Source organism: Streptococcus infantis (genome assembly GCF_015546995.1).
In the GTDB taxonomy this organism is placed as follows: Bacteria; Bacillota; Bacilli; order Lactobacillales; family Streptococcaceae; genus Streptococcus; species Streptococcus infantis_J.
The window spans coordinates 50348-65471 of sequence record NZ_JADMUH010000009.1 but is presented as its reverse complement, the minus strand read 5'-3'; the positions used below and the strand labels follow the sequence as shown (position 1 = coordinate 65471).

Annotated in this window: 14 protein-coding genes and 17 tRNA genes; 27 read left to right on the top strand and 4 right to left on the bottom strand. The window is 41.6% G+C overall.

Annotated features, from left to right (window positions below):
- Positions 1-80: 80 nt before the first annotated feature.
- The 23 genes from I1J71_RS04865 (at position 81) to I1J71_RS04755 (ending at position 7420) form a co-directional block, all read left to right on the top strand.
- Positions 81-153, top strand: a tRNA-Val gene (locus I1J71_RS04865).
- Between the two features lie 2 nt (positions 154-155).
- Positions 156-228 (top strand) — tRNA-Asp (locus tag I1J71_RS04860).
- Between the two features lie 18 nt (positions 229-246).
- A tRNA-Lys gene (locus I1J71_RS04855) sits at positions 247-319 on the top strand.
- 5 nt (positions 320-324) lie between these two features.
- A tRNA-Leu gene (locus I1J71_RS04850) sits at positions 325-406 on the top strand.
- A gap of 12 nt (positions 407-418) precedes the next feature.
- Positions 419-491 (top strand) — tRNA-Thr (locus I1J71_RS04845).
- 27 nt (positions 492-518) lie between these two features.
- Positions 519-590: transfer RNA gene (locus I1J71_RS04840), tRNA-Gly, on the top strand.
- A 7-nt stretch (positions 591-597) separates the two neighbouring features.
- Positions 598-683, top strand: a tRNA-Leu gene (locus I1J71_RS04835).
- 11 nt (positions 684-694) lie between these two features.
- Positions 695-768 (top strand) — tRNA-Arg (locus I1J71_RS04830).
- A gap of 14 nt (positions 769-782) precedes the next feature.
- Positions 783-856: transfer RNA gene (locus I1J71_RS04825), tRNA-Pro, on the top strand.
- 5 nt (positions 857-861) lie between these two features.
- A tRNA-Met gene (locus I1J71_RS04820) sits at positions 862-935 on the top strand.
- A 13-nt stretch (positions 936-948) separates the two neighbouring features.
- Positions 949-1022 (top strand) — tRNA-Ile (locus I1J71_RS04815).
- 10 nt (positions 1023-1032) lie between these two features.
- Positions 1033-1122, top strand: a tRNA-Ser gene (locus I1J71_RS04810).
- 14 nt (positions 1123-1136) lie between these two features.
- Positions 1137-1210 (top strand) — tRNA-Met (locus I1J71_RS04805).
- Positions 1211-1214: 4 nt separating this feature from the next.
- Positions 1215-1287 (top strand) — tRNA-Phe (locus I1J71_RS04800).
- Between the two features lie 17 nt (positions 1288-1304).
- Positions 1305-1375 (top strand) — tRNA-Gly (locus I1J71_RS04795).
- A gap of 32 nt (positions 1376-1407) precedes the next feature.
- Positions 1408-1481 (top strand) — tRNA-Ile (locus tag I1J71_RS04790).
- Positions 1482-1487: 6 nt separating this feature from the next.
- Positions 1488-1575 (top strand) — tRNA-Ser (locus tag I1J71_RS04785).
- 163 nt (positions 1576-1738) lie between these two features.
- Complete coding sequence (locus I1J71_RS04780; RefSeq protein ID WP_195183919.1) at positions 1739-2875, top strand: DUF4767 domain-containing protein; 1137 nt, start codon at positions 1739-1741, stop codon at positions 2873-2875.
- A gap of 149 nt (positions 2876-3024) precedes the next feature.
- Entirely contained in the window at positions 3025-3729 is a 705-nt protein-coding gene (locus I1J71_RS04775; RefSeq protein ID WP_195183918.1) for a hypothetical protein, read from the top strand.
- 134 nt (positions 3730-3863) lie between these two features.
- Positions 3864-4313: a MarR family winged helix-turn-helix transcriptional regulator gene (locus I1J71_RS04770; protein WP_195183917.1), complete on the top strand. Its 450-nt coding sequence runs from the start codon at positions 3864-3866 to the stop codon at positions 4311-4313.
- 18 nt (positions 4314-4331) lie between these two features.
- Positions 4332-5186 carry an SDR family oxidoreductase gene (locus I1J71_RS04765; protein WP_195183916.1) on the top strand — a complete coding sequence of 285 codons (855 nt, stop codon included), beginning with the start codon at positions 4332-4334 and terminating at the stop codon, positions 5184-5186.
- Positions 5179-5907, top strand: coding sequence for an ABC transporter ATP-binding protein (locus I1J71_RS04760; protein ID WP_195183915.1), 729 nt, complete (start codon positions 5179-5181; stop codon positions 5905-5907). Before I1J71_RS04765 ends, I1J71_RS04760 begins: the two co-directional genes overlap by 8 nt.
- The gene (locus tag I1J71_RS04755) at positions 5900-7420 is read left to right on the top strand and encodes an ABC transporter permease/substrate-binding protein (protein ID WP_195183914.1); all 1521 of its coding nucleotides are present in this window, start codon (positions 5900-5902) and stop codon (positions 7418-7420) included. Before I1J71_RS04760 ends, I1J71_RS04755 begins: the two co-directional genes overlap by 8 nt.
- 52 nt (positions 7421-7472) lie before the next feature.
- Here I1J71_RS04755 and I1J71_RS04750 read toward each other — a convergent pair whose 3' ends face one another.
- Genes I1J71_RS04750 through I1J71_RS04740 form a run of 3 tightly spaced genes read right to left on the bottom strand, consistent with a single transcriptional unit; the run spans position 7473 to position 8868 of the window.
- Positions 7473-7808 (bottom strand): glucuronide permease, encoded by a 336-nt coding sequence (locus I1J71_RS04750; RefSeq protein ID WP_195183913.1) that lies wholly within the window; start codon positions 7806-7808, stop codon positions 7473-7475.
- 34 nt (positions 7809-7842) lie between these two features.
- Entirely contained in the window at positions 7843-8313 is a 471-nt protein-coding gene (locus I1J71_RS04745; protein ID WP_049494338.1) for an HXXEE domain-containing protein, read from the bottom strand.
- A 15-nt stretch (positions 8314-8328) separates the two neighbouring features.
- Positions 8329-8868, bottom strand: a complete 540-nt coding sequence (locus tag I1J71_RS04740; RefSeq protein WP_195183912.1) for a TetR/AcrR family transcriptional regulator — start codon at positions 8866-8868, stop codon at positions 8329-8331.
- Positions 8869-9000: 132 nt separating this feature from the next.
- Here I1J71_RS04740 and I1J71_RS04735 point away from each other — a divergent pair, with 132 nt between their 5' ends.
- Both I1J71_RS04735 and I1J71_RS04730 read left to right on the top strand, forming a co-directional pair.
- On the top strand, positions 9001-9903 hold the full coding sequence (locus tag I1J71_RS04735) for a cation diffusion facilitator family transporter (protein WP_195183911.1): 903 nt from the start codon (positions 9001-9003) through the stop codon (positions 9901-9903).
- A 76-nt stretch (positions 9904-9979) separates the two neighbouring features.
- Positions 9980-11017: a zinc-binding dehydrogenase gene (locus I1J71_RS04730; protein ID WP_195183910.1), complete on the top strand. Its 1038-nt coding sequence runs from the start codon at positions 9980-9982 to the stop codon at positions 11015-11017.
- 215 nt (positions 11018-11232) lie between these two features.
- Here the strand turns inward: I1J71_RS04730 and I1J71_RS04725 are convergent, their stop codons facing one another.
- Complete coding sequence (locus I1J71_RS04725) at positions 11233-12234, bottom strand: LacI family DNA-binding transcriptional regulator (protein WP_195183909.1); 1002 nt, start codon at positions 12232-12234, stop codon at positions 11233-11235.
- Between the two features lie 168 nt (positions 12235-12402).
- Here I1J71_RS04725 and I1J71_RS04720 point away from each other — a divergent pair, with 168 nt between their 5' ends.
- Positions 12403-13581, top strand: coding sequence for a galactokinase (locus tag I1J71_RS04720; protein WP_195183908.1), 1179 nt, complete (start codon positions 12403-12405; stop codon positions 13579-13581).
- 18 nt (positions 13582-13599) lie between these two features.
- Positions 13600-15081 (top strand): UDP-glucose--hexose-1-phosphate uridylyltransferase, encoded by a 1482-nt coding sequence (locus tag I1J71_RS04715; protein ID WP_195183907.1) that lies wholly within the window; start codon positions 13600-13602, stop codon positions 15079-15081.
- Positions 15082-15124 lie beyond the last annotated feature (43 nt).

The following is a 15124-nucleotide window of genomic DNA, read 5'->3' as shown; positions in this document are numbered from 1 at the left end:
CGAACACAGAAGTTAAGCCCTAGAACGCCGGAAGTAGTTGGGGGTTGCCCCCTGTGAGATATGGAAGTCGCTTAGCTCGAGGGAGTTTAGCTCAGCTGGGAGAGCATCTGCCTTACAAGCAGAGGGTCAGCGGTTCGATCCCGTTAACTCCCATAGGTCCCGTAGTGTAGCGGTTATCACGTCGCCCTGTCACGGCGAAGATCGCGGGTTCGATTCCCGTCGGGACCGTAATAACGAAAGTTATTTGACTCGTTAGCTCAGTTGGTAGAGCAATTGACTTTTAATCAATGGGTCACTGGTTCGAGCCCAGTACGGGTCATATTTGCGGGTTTGGCGGAATTGGCAGACGCACCAGATTTAGGATCTGGCGCTTAACGGCGTGGGGGTTCAAGTCCCTTAACCCGCATAATAGAAATCAGCCGGCTTAGCTCAGTTGGTAGAGCATCTGATTTGTAATCAGAGGGTCGCGTGTTCAAGTCATGTAGCCGGCATTTTTTTTAATATAAACCAGAGTCGATGCGAACGTAGTTCAGTGGTAGAACACCACCTTGCCAAGGTGGGGGTCGCGGGTTCGAATCCCGTCGTTCGCTTATAGAGGCCGGGGTGGCGGAACTGGCAGACGCACAGGACTTAAAATCCTGCGATTGGTAACGATCGTACCGGTTCGATTCCGGTCCTCGGCATATATTGAAGAGCACCCTTAGCTCAACTGGATAGAGTACCTGACTACGAATCAGGCGGTTAGAGGTTCGACTCCTCTAGGGTGCATTAAACATTTACTTCGGGAAGTAGCTCAGCTTGGTAGAGTACTTGGTTTGGGACCAAGGTGTCGCAGGTTCGAATCCTGTCTTCCCGATTGATGGCGGTGTAGCTCAGCTGGCTAGAGCGTCCGGTTCATACCCGGGAGGTCGGGGGTTCGATCCCCTTCGCCGCTATAATGATCTTGTTGGACCTTTAGCTCAGCTGGTTAGAGCTCTCGGCTCATAACCGAGTGGTCGTAGGTTCAAGTCCTACAAGGTCCATTGGAATGATGGAGGATTACCCAAGTCCGGCTGAAGGGAACGGTCTTGAAAACCGTCAGGCGTGTAAAAGCGTGCGTGGGTTCGAATCCCACATCCTCCTTTATTTATTATTAACGCGGGATGGAGCAGCTCGGTAGCTCGTCGGGCTCATAACCCGAAGGTCGTAGGTTCAAATCCTGCTCCCGCAATATTGGCTCGGTAGCTCAGTTGGTAGAGCAATGGATTGAAGCTCCATGTGTCGGCGGTTCGATTCCGTCTCGCGCCATATTTTTATATATTTATGCGGGTGTAGTTTAGTGGTAAAACTACAGCCTTCCAAGCTGTTGTCGCGAGTTCGATTCTCGTCACCCGCTTTGAACTTTGTTCATTACCAAGTTTTTAACTTGGGCGCGTAGCTCAGGTGGTTAGAGCGCACGCCTGATAAGCGTGAGGTCGGTGGTTCGAGTCCACTCGTGCCCATTAATAGGAGAATTACTCAAGAGGCTGAAGAGGACGGTTTGCTAAATCGTTAGGTCGGGTAACCGGCGCAAGGGTTCGAATCCCTTATTCTCCGTAATGAAAGAGCTTTTTAGCTCTTTTTTTATTTTCCCTTTTTTCATATTTTAAATCAGTTATTGCTTTTTAAGTTTTATTCTTTTATGTTAAAGTTTTTTATATTTGATATAATGTAAGAGAGATTTAAGCATTATTTTTCTGTAACTATTAAGGAGAATGCTATGGAGAATAAAAAAGTATTAGGATCTTTCTTTGTTCTTGTTCTAAGTTTATTTACATTTGGTTGTAGGAGTCAAAATGTTGAAATTTCTAGTAAGGATAGCAGCTTATCGTCTTCTACTAGTCAGTCTACAACGAATGAATCATCTAAGAAAGATTATAAAGAATTATACAAGTCGATTTTTGATGATTACCAAAAAATTCTTTCTACACCTAAGGATACAGCTAAAATTCTAGATCTTTATAAAAATCTGAATACAACTGATCGGCCTATTGATAGTTGGGCACTTGAAAATGCAGTTTATCAAGCGGATAAGATGCGCTATGTCTATACAGACCTTAATCAAGATGGTGTAGAGGAATTATTAATAGGCGTCGAGCAATCTAATGGTGATTATTTTATTTCGGGTCTTTATTATCTTGTAAATGAGAAACCGATACTTTTAGCAGAAGGTTTTGTAGCGGGCCATGGTGGTGCTAGAAATTCTATGAATATCTATAAGGATGGAGATATACTAGAATTAAGCTGGTCCTCTGGATCAGGTGAAGGCAGAGGGGTACTTTATCATATGAATCCGAACCAGCAAGCAGCAAATAAAATTCAGGAACAGAACATTCGTGTTCCAGGTAACAAAAGTTTGCACTCTGACTTTGGTAAGACAGAAGCCGAATTAATGAACTTCAAGCAACTAGATTGGCAGAAATTTGAAAGCTCTACTAGCACGACAATTTCGGGAGAAAAGCAGAAAGCACCATGGAATCCCAACAAATCTGCCAAACTAGAAGCTTTTATAAAGGGCTGGGGAGAAAGACTAGGACAACCCAATTACCAAAAGGGAATCGCAGGAGGAGATGTGGGGGCTGACCATCTCTATACACTTAGGGATGATGGACCAAGTGAGAAAATGAATGCTGAGTATACGGATACAGGTCTAGGAAATGCCCAGTACCGAATTGTAGAGCGTTATAGTAATTGGGATAAATACCCGGATGTGCATAGTTACTTCTTTGCGATAACTAACACAGGAGAAACGATTGTTTTTCATTCACCAACGACAAATGGTGGAATCATGTACTTAAAACCGACAGAAAATACAGAGATCCAAGCAGAGTTTAAACGTTTGGTAGAAGAAGAGTAAAAGATAAAGAGTTTAGTTTTGACTAGACTCTATTTTTTAATATCTCTTTCTATCATTTTCATACTCTTTGAGTATTTAATGGTATACTAGGGTTACATAAAATTATAAAGTATTATTTGATGATAGTATAATTTAGGAGAATATGATCTATGACTAAATGTGTAAAGTTTCGTAGTATTTTTTATAGATATGTTTTATTCATAATTGTTTTGTTTTTTCTAGACTTTAATCAAATTGTTGGTCGAGGATTTCAAACGATAACATTTTATGATTACGCTTTTAGTTTTGATAAAACACAGTTAGTGCATTTCCTTCTTTTATTGCTTTTACTTGGTATCGGCATACATTTTCTTTTCCCTTGGAAATTTTATATTACACAGGATGGTATTTACCTTAGAAGATTGGATTTATTTGTTCCTTGGAGTGATATCAGTGGAGTTTCCCATGTTTGGATTAACAAGGCGAGTAATTTTAGTAGTGGGCTTATTTTTTATAATCATAAATGTTTGGTTTTCTATCGTAATAATTATAAACCAATTTGTATTTATAATACTTCTTTATTAGCCTTATTTCTTGTCAAACTCTTTAATCCTCAGATAAAGACGAATATCTTATCGGCTAGTTTTGCTACGGGTTTCAATATTCTATTGAATACATCAATTGTCTGTTACCTTTACTTTCTTGATTTAAAAACTCTTAGTTTTAGTTCTTTTTTACTTTTTTGCTTACTCTATTTTATAAAAATTTTTATCATTCCTTTATGGTTGGTTTATAGTCAAAATTCTAAGTACGGTCCTTATCTGGCTCATAGCACTTTCTTTAAGAGGAATGCTTCTGATGTGATTCATGTTTAATTTTATTAAAATGTTGACTTTCTACTTTTTGGTAGGAAGTTTTTTATTATTTCTATATCGAAATAGTTGACAGATGTAACAGGCAGTGGTACAATGACTTTAATATTTCGATATAGAACAAAAAAGGAGACAAAATGGACAAGATGTTAGGAGGTTACCAAGCTCTACAGATTCGATTGTTAAATGGGCGTATCTTTCAAAAACTCTTGGGTAAGGAACCAGATGCTCAATATAGAAGTGAACAAGGGAAAATTTTAACGATTTTGTGGAAGCAAGACTTGGGGTGCGCTACTGCGACCGATATCGCTCTTGCGACAGGTCTAGCCAATAATACATTGACCAGTATGGTTAAGAAATTGGAAGAACAAGGCTTGGTCACGATTCAACCTTGCACGCAGGATAAAAGGAAAAAATATATCTCTTTGACAGACCTTGGTTGGGCGCAAAAAGAAATTGGGGACCGTGTCAGCAAGGAACTGGGAGACATTTTTTATCAAGGTTTTTCAGATCAAGAAATCCGAGAATTTGAGGAGTATCAAGAGCGTATAATCTCAAATCTAAAAGCTAAAGAAAATGATTTGTAGGGAAAGGAAGTAACAGTTATGATCGGAATTACAGGTGTAACAGGGAACTTAGGCTCCTATGTTGCTAATCTTGTCGATAAGAAAGGAATCGCTTCAGTCCATCTAGCACGAAGCCCAGAGCGTGCAAAAGTCTACGCGTCTGCGGAGATCCGTAAAATAGTGTATGCCAATACTCCAGAGGTGGTTGAGGCTTTAAAGGGTATCGATATCTTGTTGATGGTTTCTGCTCGGGAAAATCCAGAGCGTGTCAAGGAGCACAAGGAGTTTTTAGATGCTGCAAAGCTGGCGGGGGTGCAACATATCGTTTATACCTCTTTTTATGGGGCAGATGAGAAGGCAACGTTCACTTTGTCTCGAGATCATGCCCAGACGGAAGCCTATATCAAGGAGTTAGGGTTCACCTATACTTTTTTGAGAGATAATTTTTACTTGGATTTCTTGATTGATATTGCGCTTGAAAATGGAGAGATTCGTGGTCCGGCTGGCAGTGGCCTTGTATCAGCTGTTGCCCGTAAGGACACATCTAGGGTTGCAGCAGAGATTCTTTTAAATCCTAAGGAGTGGGAAAATCAAGCCTTGAATCTGACAGGGCCAGAGGATCTTTCCATGGAAGAAATCGTATCGCTTCTCTCAAAGGAGACCGGTAAGAACATCACGTATCTAGATGAATCAGTAGAAGAAGCCTATGAGTCACGAAAAAAATGGCCAGCACAAACTTGGGAGTACGATGCCTGGGTCAGTACCTATACAGCGATTAAAGCTGGCGAACAGGCTGGGGTTTCAACAGATATCGAAAAAGTCCTAGGGCATCCAGCAAGCAGCCTTTTGGATATTCTTAGAGATAGAAAACTTATTGAGGAAAAAAATGATTGAATACAAACATGTAGCCTTGCGCTATACAGAAAAGGACATTTTAAAAGATGTCAATCTTCGCATTGAAAATGGAGAATTCATGGTGCTAGTGGGTCCTTCAGGATCTGGAAAGACCACTATGATCAAGATGATTAACCGTCTTTTGGAGCCGACAGATGGAAATATCTATATGGATGGGAAACGTATCAAGGACTATGATGAACGGGAGTTACGTCTCAGTACCGGCTATGTCCTTCAAGCCATTGCCCTATTTCCTAACTTGACAGTTGCGGAAAATATTGCTCTCATTCCTGAGATGAAGGGCTGGAGCAAGGAGCAAATCACCTCTAAAACAGAAGAACTCTTGAACAAGGTTGGCCTGCCTGCTGCAGATTATGCTCATCGTTTACCAAGCGAGTTATCAGGTGGAGAGCAACAGCGGATTGGCATTGTGCGGGCTATCATTGGGGAACCAAAAATCTTACTCATGGATGAGCCCTTTTCAGCCTTGGATGCTATCTCTCGCAAGCAGTTGCAAGCTCTCACCAAGGAATTGCACAAGGAGTTCGGTATGACTACCATCTTCGTAACCCATGATACGGACGAGGCCTTAAAGTTAGGGGATCGAATTGCAGTTTTGCAGGATGGAGAAATTCGCCAGGTGGCAGAACCTGAAACAATTTTACAAGCGCCTGCGACAGACTTTGTAGCGAACTTGTTTGGAGGTAACCTTCATGTCTAATTTTATTTCAACTTTTCAAGAACGTTTTAGTGAATGGGTAGCAGCTCTAGGACAACACTTGCAATTGTCTCTTTTGACCTTATTGGTTGCTATTTTTCTGACGATTCCTCTGGCGGTTTATCTAAATAGCCACAAAAAAGCGGCGAACTGGGTGCTACAAGTTGCGGGTATCTTCCAGACCATTCCCTCAATGGCTTTGTTGGGACTCTTTATTCCTTTCATGGGAATTGGAACCTTACCAGCCCTCACAGCCCTTGTCATTTACGCTATTTTCCCGATTTTGGAAAATACAATCACAGCCTTGAACGGCATTGATCCTAGTCTTGAGGAAGCAGGGATTGCTTTTGGAATGACCAAGTGGGAGCGACTCAAGAAGTTTGAAATTCCACTTGCCATGCCTGTCATTGTATCGGGGGTTCGTACAGCAACCGTTATGATCATTGGGACAGCGACTTTAGCCGCTCTTGTGGGAGCTGGAGGATTGGGCTCCTTTATCCTTTTGGGAATTGATCGTCGGAATGCTAGTCTCATTTTAATCGGGGCAATCTCATCAGCCATTTTGGCCATTCTCTTTAATGTTGTTCTCAAATGGTTAGAAAAGGCAAAGCTGCGTACAATTGTTGCAGCCTTTGCTGTTATGGTGCTTGGTTTGGGAGCGAGTTACGCTCCAAGCATCATTCCACATAATGAGAAAGACAATCTCGTCATTGCTGGGAAGTTAGGACCTGAACCTGAGATTCTCATGAATATGTATAAACTTCTCATCGAGGAAAATACGGATATGACGGTGACGGTTAAACCCAATTTTGGGAAGACAGACTTTCTTTACCAAGCGCTGAAAAAAGGGGACATTGATATCTATCCAGAATTTTCTGGAACAGTGACAGAGAGTCTCCTCCAACCATCTCCACAAATTGGGCATGACCCAGAAAAGGTTTACGAGGTGGCTCGTGACGGCATTGCCAAACAGGATCAACTAGCCTTTCTTAAACCCATGGCTTATCAAAATACTTATGCTATAGCAGTTCCTAAAAAAATTGCGCAAGAATATGGACTTAAGACGATTTCAGACTTGAAAAAAGTAGAAGGACAGCTCAAGGCGGGATTCACTCTGGAGTTTAATGACCGTGAGGATGGAAACAAGGGCTTGCAGTCTGTTTATGGATTGAATCTCAATGTGGCAACCATGGAACCAGCTCTTCGCTACCAAGCCATCCATTCAGGTGACATTCAAATTACAGATGCTTACTCAACGGATGCTGAAATTGCTAGGTATGACTTGATGATTTTAGAAGATGATCAACACCTCTTCCCACCTTATCAAGGGGCTCCACTCATGAAGGCTGAATTACTCGAAAAACATCCTGAATTGGAAGCAGTCCTCAATAAACTAGCCGGTAAAATCACCGAGAGCCAGATGAGTCAGATGAACTATCAGGTTGGTGTGGAAGGTCAATCGGCTGAAGAGGTTGCGCATGAGTTTCTCCTTCAAGAAGGAATACTTAAGCAATAATCAAAGGAGTATTAGTTTATGAGTATACAAAAAAGGATCAAAAGATCCTTTTTTATTGTACCAAGGCTAACAAGATGGTAAGCACCAGTGCAATTCCAATTCGAATCAGATGGTGGGCTGGATGGAAGTTTTCTTTTTGTTTGCCATTCCAATAGGCTCCGTAGCAAATTAATCCACAGCCAATCATCCAAAGAGATAGTGCGATAATCGGCAAAAAGAAGTAGAGGAAGATAGATAAGGTCGCAAAGCTACTTCCGATAAGGAGAAATGTATTTCCTAGAGTGTGATTCCCTTTTTTAACTTCAGACAGAGAAGCCAATAAGTGAAGAAGAACAAAAGCAAGGGCAAAGAAGGCCGTAAAAAAGCCGAGAAGAATGGGGAAGAACATAGGGTTTCCTTTCTAAGATATGATTGCCTGAGTACTATTTTTTATGACTGATTTTATGAAGAATCATAAATGATACTACAAGATTTAAAATAATAACCAATAAGGTAAAAAGAGAGTAACCATAAAGTTTAATTGGAAATTCATTTTTGAGATTGCAAAGAGCAAACAAACTCGTTAAAATGCCCGTCAACAATCCGGGCACATATTTTCGAATAACGACTGTCTGAATCAGATGTCCTAAGACATGGTAGATATAAGCGATTATGATGCTTGCGTAAATGCTATAGTTGTTAAACTGGTAACTAAGATATAGCGACGTCATTAGGATCAGAAATTGCTCTAAGACAATGGCATTGAAAGCAAAAGGAGTGTAATAAGATAGGATTCGATTGTTTGGATACTGGATTGATATTTTTTTGACAAAGGATGGCATCCAAACGATTTCTTCCAGTTCGTGAAGCATGAAGAGTGATGGAAATAGAAAGTAAAATTGCACGCTGGTCATTGAAAATACTCCCTTCTAGTTCGAGCCCACTTTTAAAATCTCCAAATAAAATTGGATCACTTCTTGTTCCGTGTAGGACTTGCCTTTTTTCAACCACCAGCTGAGGGTTTCGATGAAATGGCTGACGACCAAGTGTTTGAGGTAAGAGTGAGGGAGAGTTGGATGGGACTTGATGAGTTCGTCGGCTACCATTGGGTAGACATCGTGTTCTAGTTCTTTTCGCAGTTGCCGGATAAAATAATCGTTTTTAGAGAGCAAGAGACTGGTCACATGGTCTTGATTTTTCTTGAAATGCTGAAAGATATGAGCCAGATAGTCTTGTGGTGAGAGGTGTTCAGCACGCTCAAAGAGATGGTGAAAGAGATTTTGACAGAGTTCATCTAGCAATAATTCCTTACTCTCGTAATGGCTGTAAAAAGTTGAGCGCCCTACATCAGCAAGGTTTATGATTTCCTGAACGGTGATGGCCTCGTAGTCTTTTTGGTTGAGTAAGTGCAAGAAAGCCTGATAAATAGCTTTTCGAGTCTTGCTAATACGACGATCTTGAGTAGTCATATGGACACTTTGAACAAACTGTTCAGTATCTTATAAAGTAAACAGTTTGCTCCTATCCTTTCTGTAATGAATGTTAGATAATGATAATGAACAGGATGTTCATGAATCTATTATATCAGAGGAAACAGGATTATGAAGACAAAACATGCAGTTTGGTTAGCTTTTTTCTTGAATTTGAGTTATGCTATTGTCGAGTTTATCGCTGGAGGAGTATTTGGTTCGAGTGCAGTTCTTGCTGATTCCGTTCATGACATGGGAGATGCAATCGCAATTGGGGTATCAGCCTTTCTTGAAACAATCTCCAATCGTGAAGAAGATAGTCATTACACCTTGGGTTACAAACGATTTAGCCTTTTGGGGGCTATGGTAACGGCTGTGATTCTGATGACAGGATCTGTTCTGGTTATCTTGGGAAATATAACGAAACTCTTTCATCAACAACCTGTCAATGATGAGGGTATCCTCTGGCTAGGAATCATAGCAGTCAGCATTAATGTGCTGGCAAGTCTAGTAGTTCGAAAGGGAAAAACTAAGAATGAGTCTATTTTGAGCCTGCACTTTCTGGAGGATACTCTGGGTTGGGTGGCTGTTATCCTAATGGCCATTGTTCTGCGATTTACCGACTGGTATATTCTGGATCCGCTCTTATCTCTTGTCATCTCTATCTTTATTCTGTCAAAAGCTATTCCACGTTTTTGGTCCACGCTTAAGATTTTCCTCGATGCCGTGCCAGAAGGAGTGGATATCAAGCAAGTAAAGAGTGATTTGGAGCAACTGGACCATGTGGCTAGTATCAATCAGCTAAACCTCTGGACCATGGATGGTTTGGAGAAAAATGCCATTGTCCATGTTTGTCTAGAGCATGTCAACCACATGGAGGTTTGTAAAGAATCCATTCGAAGCAAACTTAAAGATTGTGGTTTTCAAAACGTCACCATTGAGGTTGATGCAGACCTAGAAACACACCAAACTCACAAGAGAAATATGGAAGAGCTGGAAGCTAGTCAAAGTCATGGGCATGATCATCACCATTAATGTGCTATAGTATAATTGAGCGAAAGCTTGATAAAAAGTGTATACTTAAGGTAGTTACATACAGAGAGGAAATTTTATGAAATCAGCAGTATATACAAAAGCAGGTCAGGTAGGTATTGAGGAAATCAAGCGTCCAAGTATTCAAGAGGCAGATGATGTTATTATCCGTGTGGTTCGTGCTTGTGTATGTGGTTCAGACCTTTGGAGCTATCGTAATCCAGATATTAAAGCGGGTCACAAAAATAGTGGACATGAAGCAATTGGCATCGTTGAAGAAACTGGAGAGGCCATTACAACAGTCAAGCCCGGTGATTTTGTGATTGTACCATTTACTCATGGCTGTGGGGAATGCGACGCTTGTCGTGCTGGATTTGATGGTTCTTGTGACAATCATATTAGAAATAATCTAGGAGGAAATTTCCAAGCTGAATATCTCCGTTTCCACTACGCTAATTGGGCACTTGTGAAAATTCCTGGTCAACCTTCAGATTATAGCGAAGGCATGCTCAAGTCACTTTTGACACTTGCTGACGTCATGCCGACCGGTTACCATGCAGCGCGTGTGGCTAATGTGCAAAAAGGTGACAAGGTGGTCGTTATCGGGGATGGTGCTGTGGGTCAATGTGCGGTTATCGCAGCCAAAATGCGTGGCGCATCCCAAATTGTCCTTATGAGTCGCCACGAAGACCGTCAACAAATGGCCTTGGAGTCAGGCGCGACAGCAGTCGTAGCTGAGCGAGGAGAAGAAGGAATTGCCAAGGTACGTGAAATTCTTGGCGGTGGAGCAGATGCAGCACTTGAGTGTGTTGGTACTGAGGCTGCTGTTGAGCAAGCACTGGGTGTCCTTCATAATGGCGGTCGCATGGGATTTGTAGGAGTTCCACATTATAAGAATCGTGCACTTGGTTCAACCTTTATGCAAAATATCTCTGTTGCAGGTGGAGCAGCTTCTGCGACAACATACGATAAACAATTCTTGCTCAAAGCTGTCCTTGACGGTGATATCAATCCAGGACGTGTCTTTACTAATAGTTACAGCTTGGATGATATTAATCAGGCTTATAAAGATATGGATGAGCGCAAGACTATCAAGTCTATGATTGTGATGGATTAATACTCTTCGAAAATCTCTTCAAACCACGTCAGCTTCACCTTGCCGTAGATATAGGTAACTGACATCGTCAGTCTTATCTACAACCTCAAAGCAGTGCTTTGAGCAACCTGTGGCTAGCTTCCTAGTTTGCTCTTTGATTTTCATTGAGGATAAAAAGAAAAACCTAATAGGATTTGAGAATCTCTATTAGGTTTTTTTATGTTCAGTTGTTGTACTTAATGCAAGGTACTTTCTCTGAGAGTTAGTTTGGTTCCTAGCATGGTCAGACTTGGGATTTTACGGCCGTGAAGGACTTCTCTGTTCAGGATATCCATTCCTGTGCGTCCCATTTCTTCGGTGTAAACTGTGATACTAGAAAGTGGTGGGAACACTTGCTTGGTTAGAATGGTATCATTAAAGGAAATAATACTGACGCGCTCTGGTATGCTGATGCTGGCTTCTTGAAGGGCGCGAAGGGCACCAATGGCCAAGCTATCACTGGCTGCAAAAAAGGCTTGTGGAAGTTTATCTCCTAATTTCTCGATAGCCTCTTTCATTAAGTCGTATCCAGATTGGGCAGTAAATAGACCTTGAAAAATGAATTTCTCGTTATAAATTCCTTTTTCTTGTGTATAGGATTTAAAGTAACCTAAGCGTTTGTCTGCGATGACTTCTTCTTGGTCAGTAGTCGTTTCAAGACCGGATAAGATACCAATCTTCTTAATCCCGTGGTCTGTAAAGTAATCGACTACCTGTCTAACAGCATTATTAAAATCTGTAATGACACAGGTGTGTCCCAAGGCTATGGTGTCACTATCTAGAAAAACTAGAGGTTTTTGATATTCTTCAAATGATGCAATCTGTGCTTGGCTAAATTTTCCAATACAAAGAATTCCAATGACTTCTTCGCTAAGCGTAAAAGGTTGATCATTGAAATAGCGTAAGATTTCGTAATCTAATTCTTGTGCCCTATTTTCGATTCCTAGTCGAATCTGGTAGTAGTAGAGGTCTTCCAACTCACCTTGTTCGCTGACCCACTGGATAATGGCAATCTTTTGTTTCAGTTTGTGACTTTCGCCTGTTTTGAGATGTTTGGTATAACCTAGTTCTTCGGCGACAGTTAAAATACGATGTCGGGTTTCTTCTGTGACAGATAGACTCTGATCGCGATTGAGGACACGGGATACAGTTGCGATTGAGACAGAGGCTAACTGAGCAATATCTTTGAGTGTAGCCATAATTCCCCTCCTTTTTAGGTTATTATATCATATTTTTCTATCTTTTTACTCATAGTTTAGTAAAATATCGGTAAAAATGTTGACCAAAGCAAAACCCTTGGGTACAATAGAAGAAAACGATTACAAGGTAAACTTTTTTACCTAACAAATTGTCAAAGGAGAATTCATATGACACAACATCTTACTGCTGATGCACTTCGCAAGGACTTTCTTGATGTTTTTGGTCAAGAAGCAGATCAAACCTTCTTCTCACCAGGCCGTATCAACTTGATTGGGGAACATACTGACTACAACGGTGGCCATGTTTTCCCAGCTGCTATTTCACTAGGAACTTATGGAGCAGCACGCAAGCGTGATGACCAAGTTTTGCGTTTCTACTCCGCAAACTTTGAGGACAAAGGCATTATCGAAGTTCCTCTGGCTGACCTTAAGTTTGAGAAGGAGCACAACTGGACTAACTATCCAAAAGGTGTCCTTCATTTCTTGCAAGAAGCTGGGCATGTGATTGATAAAGGTTTTGATTTCTATGTCTATGGGAATATCCCGAATGGTGCTGGTTTGTCATCTTCAGCTTCTTTGGAGCTTTTGACAGGTGTCGTGGCAGAATACCTCTTTGACCTAAAATTGGATCGTCTAGATTTGGTTAAAATCGGAAAATTGACAGAGAATAACTTTATTGGTGTTAACTCTGGTATCATGGACCAATTTGCTATTGGTATGGGGGCAGACCAACGTGCTATTTATCTGGATACAAATAGTTTAGAATATGACTTGGTTCCCCTTGATTTGAAGGACAATGTTGTTGTTATCATGAACACTAACAAACGCCGTGAACTTGCGGATTCTAAGTACAATGAACGTCGTGCTGAATGTGAAAAAGCAGTAGAAGAACTCCAAGTGGCCTTAAATATTCAAACCTTGGGTGAATTGGATGAATGGGCTTTTGATGAATATAGCTACCTCATCAAAGACGAAAATCGCTTGAAACGTGCGCGCCATGCCGTTCTTGAGAATCAACGTACGCTTAAAGCGCAAGCGGCTCTTCAAGCGGGAGATTTGTACAAGTTTGGTCATTTGATGAATGCTTCTCATGTTTCACTTGAGCATGATTACGAAGTAACTGGTTTGGAATTAGATACCCTTGTTCATACAGCTTGGGCTCAAGAAGGTGTTCTTGGTGCTCGTATGACAGGAGCAGGTTTTGGTGGCTGTGCCATTGCCTTGGTTCAAAAGGATGCTGTTGAGTCCTTTAAAGAAGCTGTAGGCAAGCACTATGAAGAAGTAGTTGGCTACGCTCCAAGCTTCTATATCGCTGAAGTGGCAGGTGGAACTCGCATCCTTGAATAGTCAGAAGGAGGTTTTCTAGTGACCTTAGTAGAAAATTTTGTGACCAAAGTCATTGCAGAAAGTACCTTTGAAGAGTTGGATCGTATCTATCTGACCAATCGTGTTTTAGCACTGGTGGGAGATGGGGTTCTTGAAGTTAAGACTGACCAAGATGGCTTGATTGATCTTAAAGATCAGCTTGTCGAGGAAGCCGTTCGCTTGGAATCGATTGAAGATAGTCTGGCTACGCGTGAAATTCTCGGTGCCGACCTCATGGACTTGGTAACGCCGTGTCCGAGCCAGGTTAATCGTGATTTTTGGAATACCTATGCCCAGTCTCCAGAGCAGGCGATTGCAGACTTCTACCAACTCAGTCAGAAGAATGACTACATCAAACTAAAGGCTATTGCAAAAAATATTGCTTATCGTGTACCGTCTGACTATGGTGAACTGGAGATTACCATCAATCTGTCTAAGCCTGAAAAGGATCCAAAGGAGATCGCGGTTGCTAAGTTGGTTAAGTCTAGTAACTATCCTCAATGTCAGCTTTGTATGGAAAATGAAGGCTACCATGGTCGTGTCAACCATCCAGCTAGAAGCAATCATCGTATTATTCGTTTTGACATTTCTGGGCAGGAGTGGGGCTTCCAATATTCGCCTTACGCTTACTTTAATGAGCACTGTATTTTCCTAGACAGCCAACATCGTCCCATGGCCATCAGTCGCCAAAGCTTCGAGCGTTTGTTAGCAATTGTGGAGCAGTTCCCAGGCTATTTTGCAGGCTCGAATGCGGACCTACCAATTGTTGGTGGTTCAATCTTGACCCATGATCATTATCAAGGTGGTCGTCATGTCTTCCCAATGGAAGCGGCTCCTTTACAGAAAAACTTTACCTTTGAAGGTTTTGAATCTGTCAAAGCAGGGATTGTTCAGTGGCCCATGTCAGTCATTCGATTGACCTCAGATTCAAAAGACGATTTAACCAATCTTGCTGAGAAAATCTTACTGGCTTGGCGTCAATACTCCGATCCAAGTATGCAGGTCTTAGCGGAAAGCAATGGAACACCGCATCATACCATCACACCGATAGCCCGTAAACGAGATGGGCAGTTTGAGTTGGATTTGGTCTTGCGGGATAATCAAACCTCTCCAGAGCATCCAGATGGTATCTATCATCCCCACAAGGATGTCCAACATATCAAGAAGGAAAATATCGGCTTGATTGAGGTTATGGGCTTAGCCATCTTGCCACCACGCTTGAAGGAAGAAGTGGAGCAGGTAGCAGCTTATCTAGTCGGAGAAGAAGTATCAGTCGCAACTTATCACCAAGAATGGGCAGATGAGTTGAAAGAAAGTCATCCTGGATTGACTGATAAAGACCAAGCTCTCGAAATTGTCCAAGAATCTGTTGGTAAAATCTTTGCTCGGGTATTGGAAGATGCAGGGGTTTACAAGCAAACAGAAGAAGGACAGGCAGCCTTTATGCGCTTTGTCGAGCAGGTTGGAGTTTTACCTGAATAAGTGCTTCTCCCTTGCACAGAGTCTTGAAAAGTAGTATCATAGT

What these genes read in the sequence shown, in the direction of transcription:
- I1J71_RS04760 (WP_195183915.1), top strand. Translation starts at nt 5,179, where the DNA reads ATGATTGAATACAAACATGTAGCCTTGCGCTATACAGAAAAGGACATT.
- I1J71_RS04765 (WP_195183916.1), top strand. Translation starts at nt 4,332, where the DNA reads ATGATCGGAATTACAGGTGTAACAGGGAACTTAGGCTCCTATGTTGCT.
- I1J71_RS04755 (WP_195183914.1), top strand. Translation starts at nt 5,900, where the DNA reads ATGTCTAATTTTATTTCAACTTTTCAAGAACGTTTTAGTGAATGGGTA.
- I1J71_RS04740 (WP_195183912.1), bottom strand. Translation starts at nt 8,868, where the DNA reads ATGACTACTCAAGATCGTCGTATTAGCAAGACTCGAAAAGCTATTTAT.
- I1J71_RS04725 (WP_195183909.1), bottom strand. Translation starts at nt 12,234, where the DNA reads ATGGCTACACTCAAAGATATTGCTCAGTTAGCCTCTGTCTCAATCGCA.
- I1J71_RS04750 (WP_195183913.1), bottom strand. Translation starts at nt 7,808, where the DNA reads ATGTTCTTCCCCATTCTTCTCGGCTTTTTTACGGCCTTCTTTGCCCTT.
- I1J71_RS04780 (WP_195183919.1), top strand. Translation starts at nt 1,739, where the DNA reads ATGGAGAATAAAAAAGTATTAGGATCTTTCTTTGTTCTTGTTCTAAGT.
- I1J71_RS04775 (WP_195183918.1), top strand. Translation starts at nt 3,025, where the DNA reads ATGACTAAATGTGTAAAGTTTCGTAGTATTTTTTATAGATATGTTTTA.
- I1J71_RS04720 (WP_195183908.1), top strand. Translation starts at nt 12,403, where the DNA reads ATGACACAACATCTTACTGCTGATGCACTTCGCAAGGACTTTCTTGAT.
- I1J71_RS04735 (WP_195183911.1), top strand. Translation starts at nt 9,001, where the DNA reads ATGAAGACAAAACATGCAGTTTGGTTAGCTTTTTTCTTGAATTTGAGT.
- I1J71_RS04745 (WP_049494338.1), bottom strand. Translation starts at nt 8,313, where the DNA reads ATGACCAGCGTGCAATTTTACTTTCTATTTCCATCACTCTTCATGCTT.
- I1J71_RS04770 (WP_195183917.1), top strand. Translation starts at nt 3,864, where the DNA reads ATGGACAAGATGTTAGGAGGTTACCAAGCTCTACAGATTCGATTGTTA.
- I1J71_RS04730 (WP_195183910.1), top strand. Translation starts at nt 9,980, where the DNA reads ATGAAATCAGCAGTATATACAAAAGCAGGTCAGGTAGGTATTGAGGAA.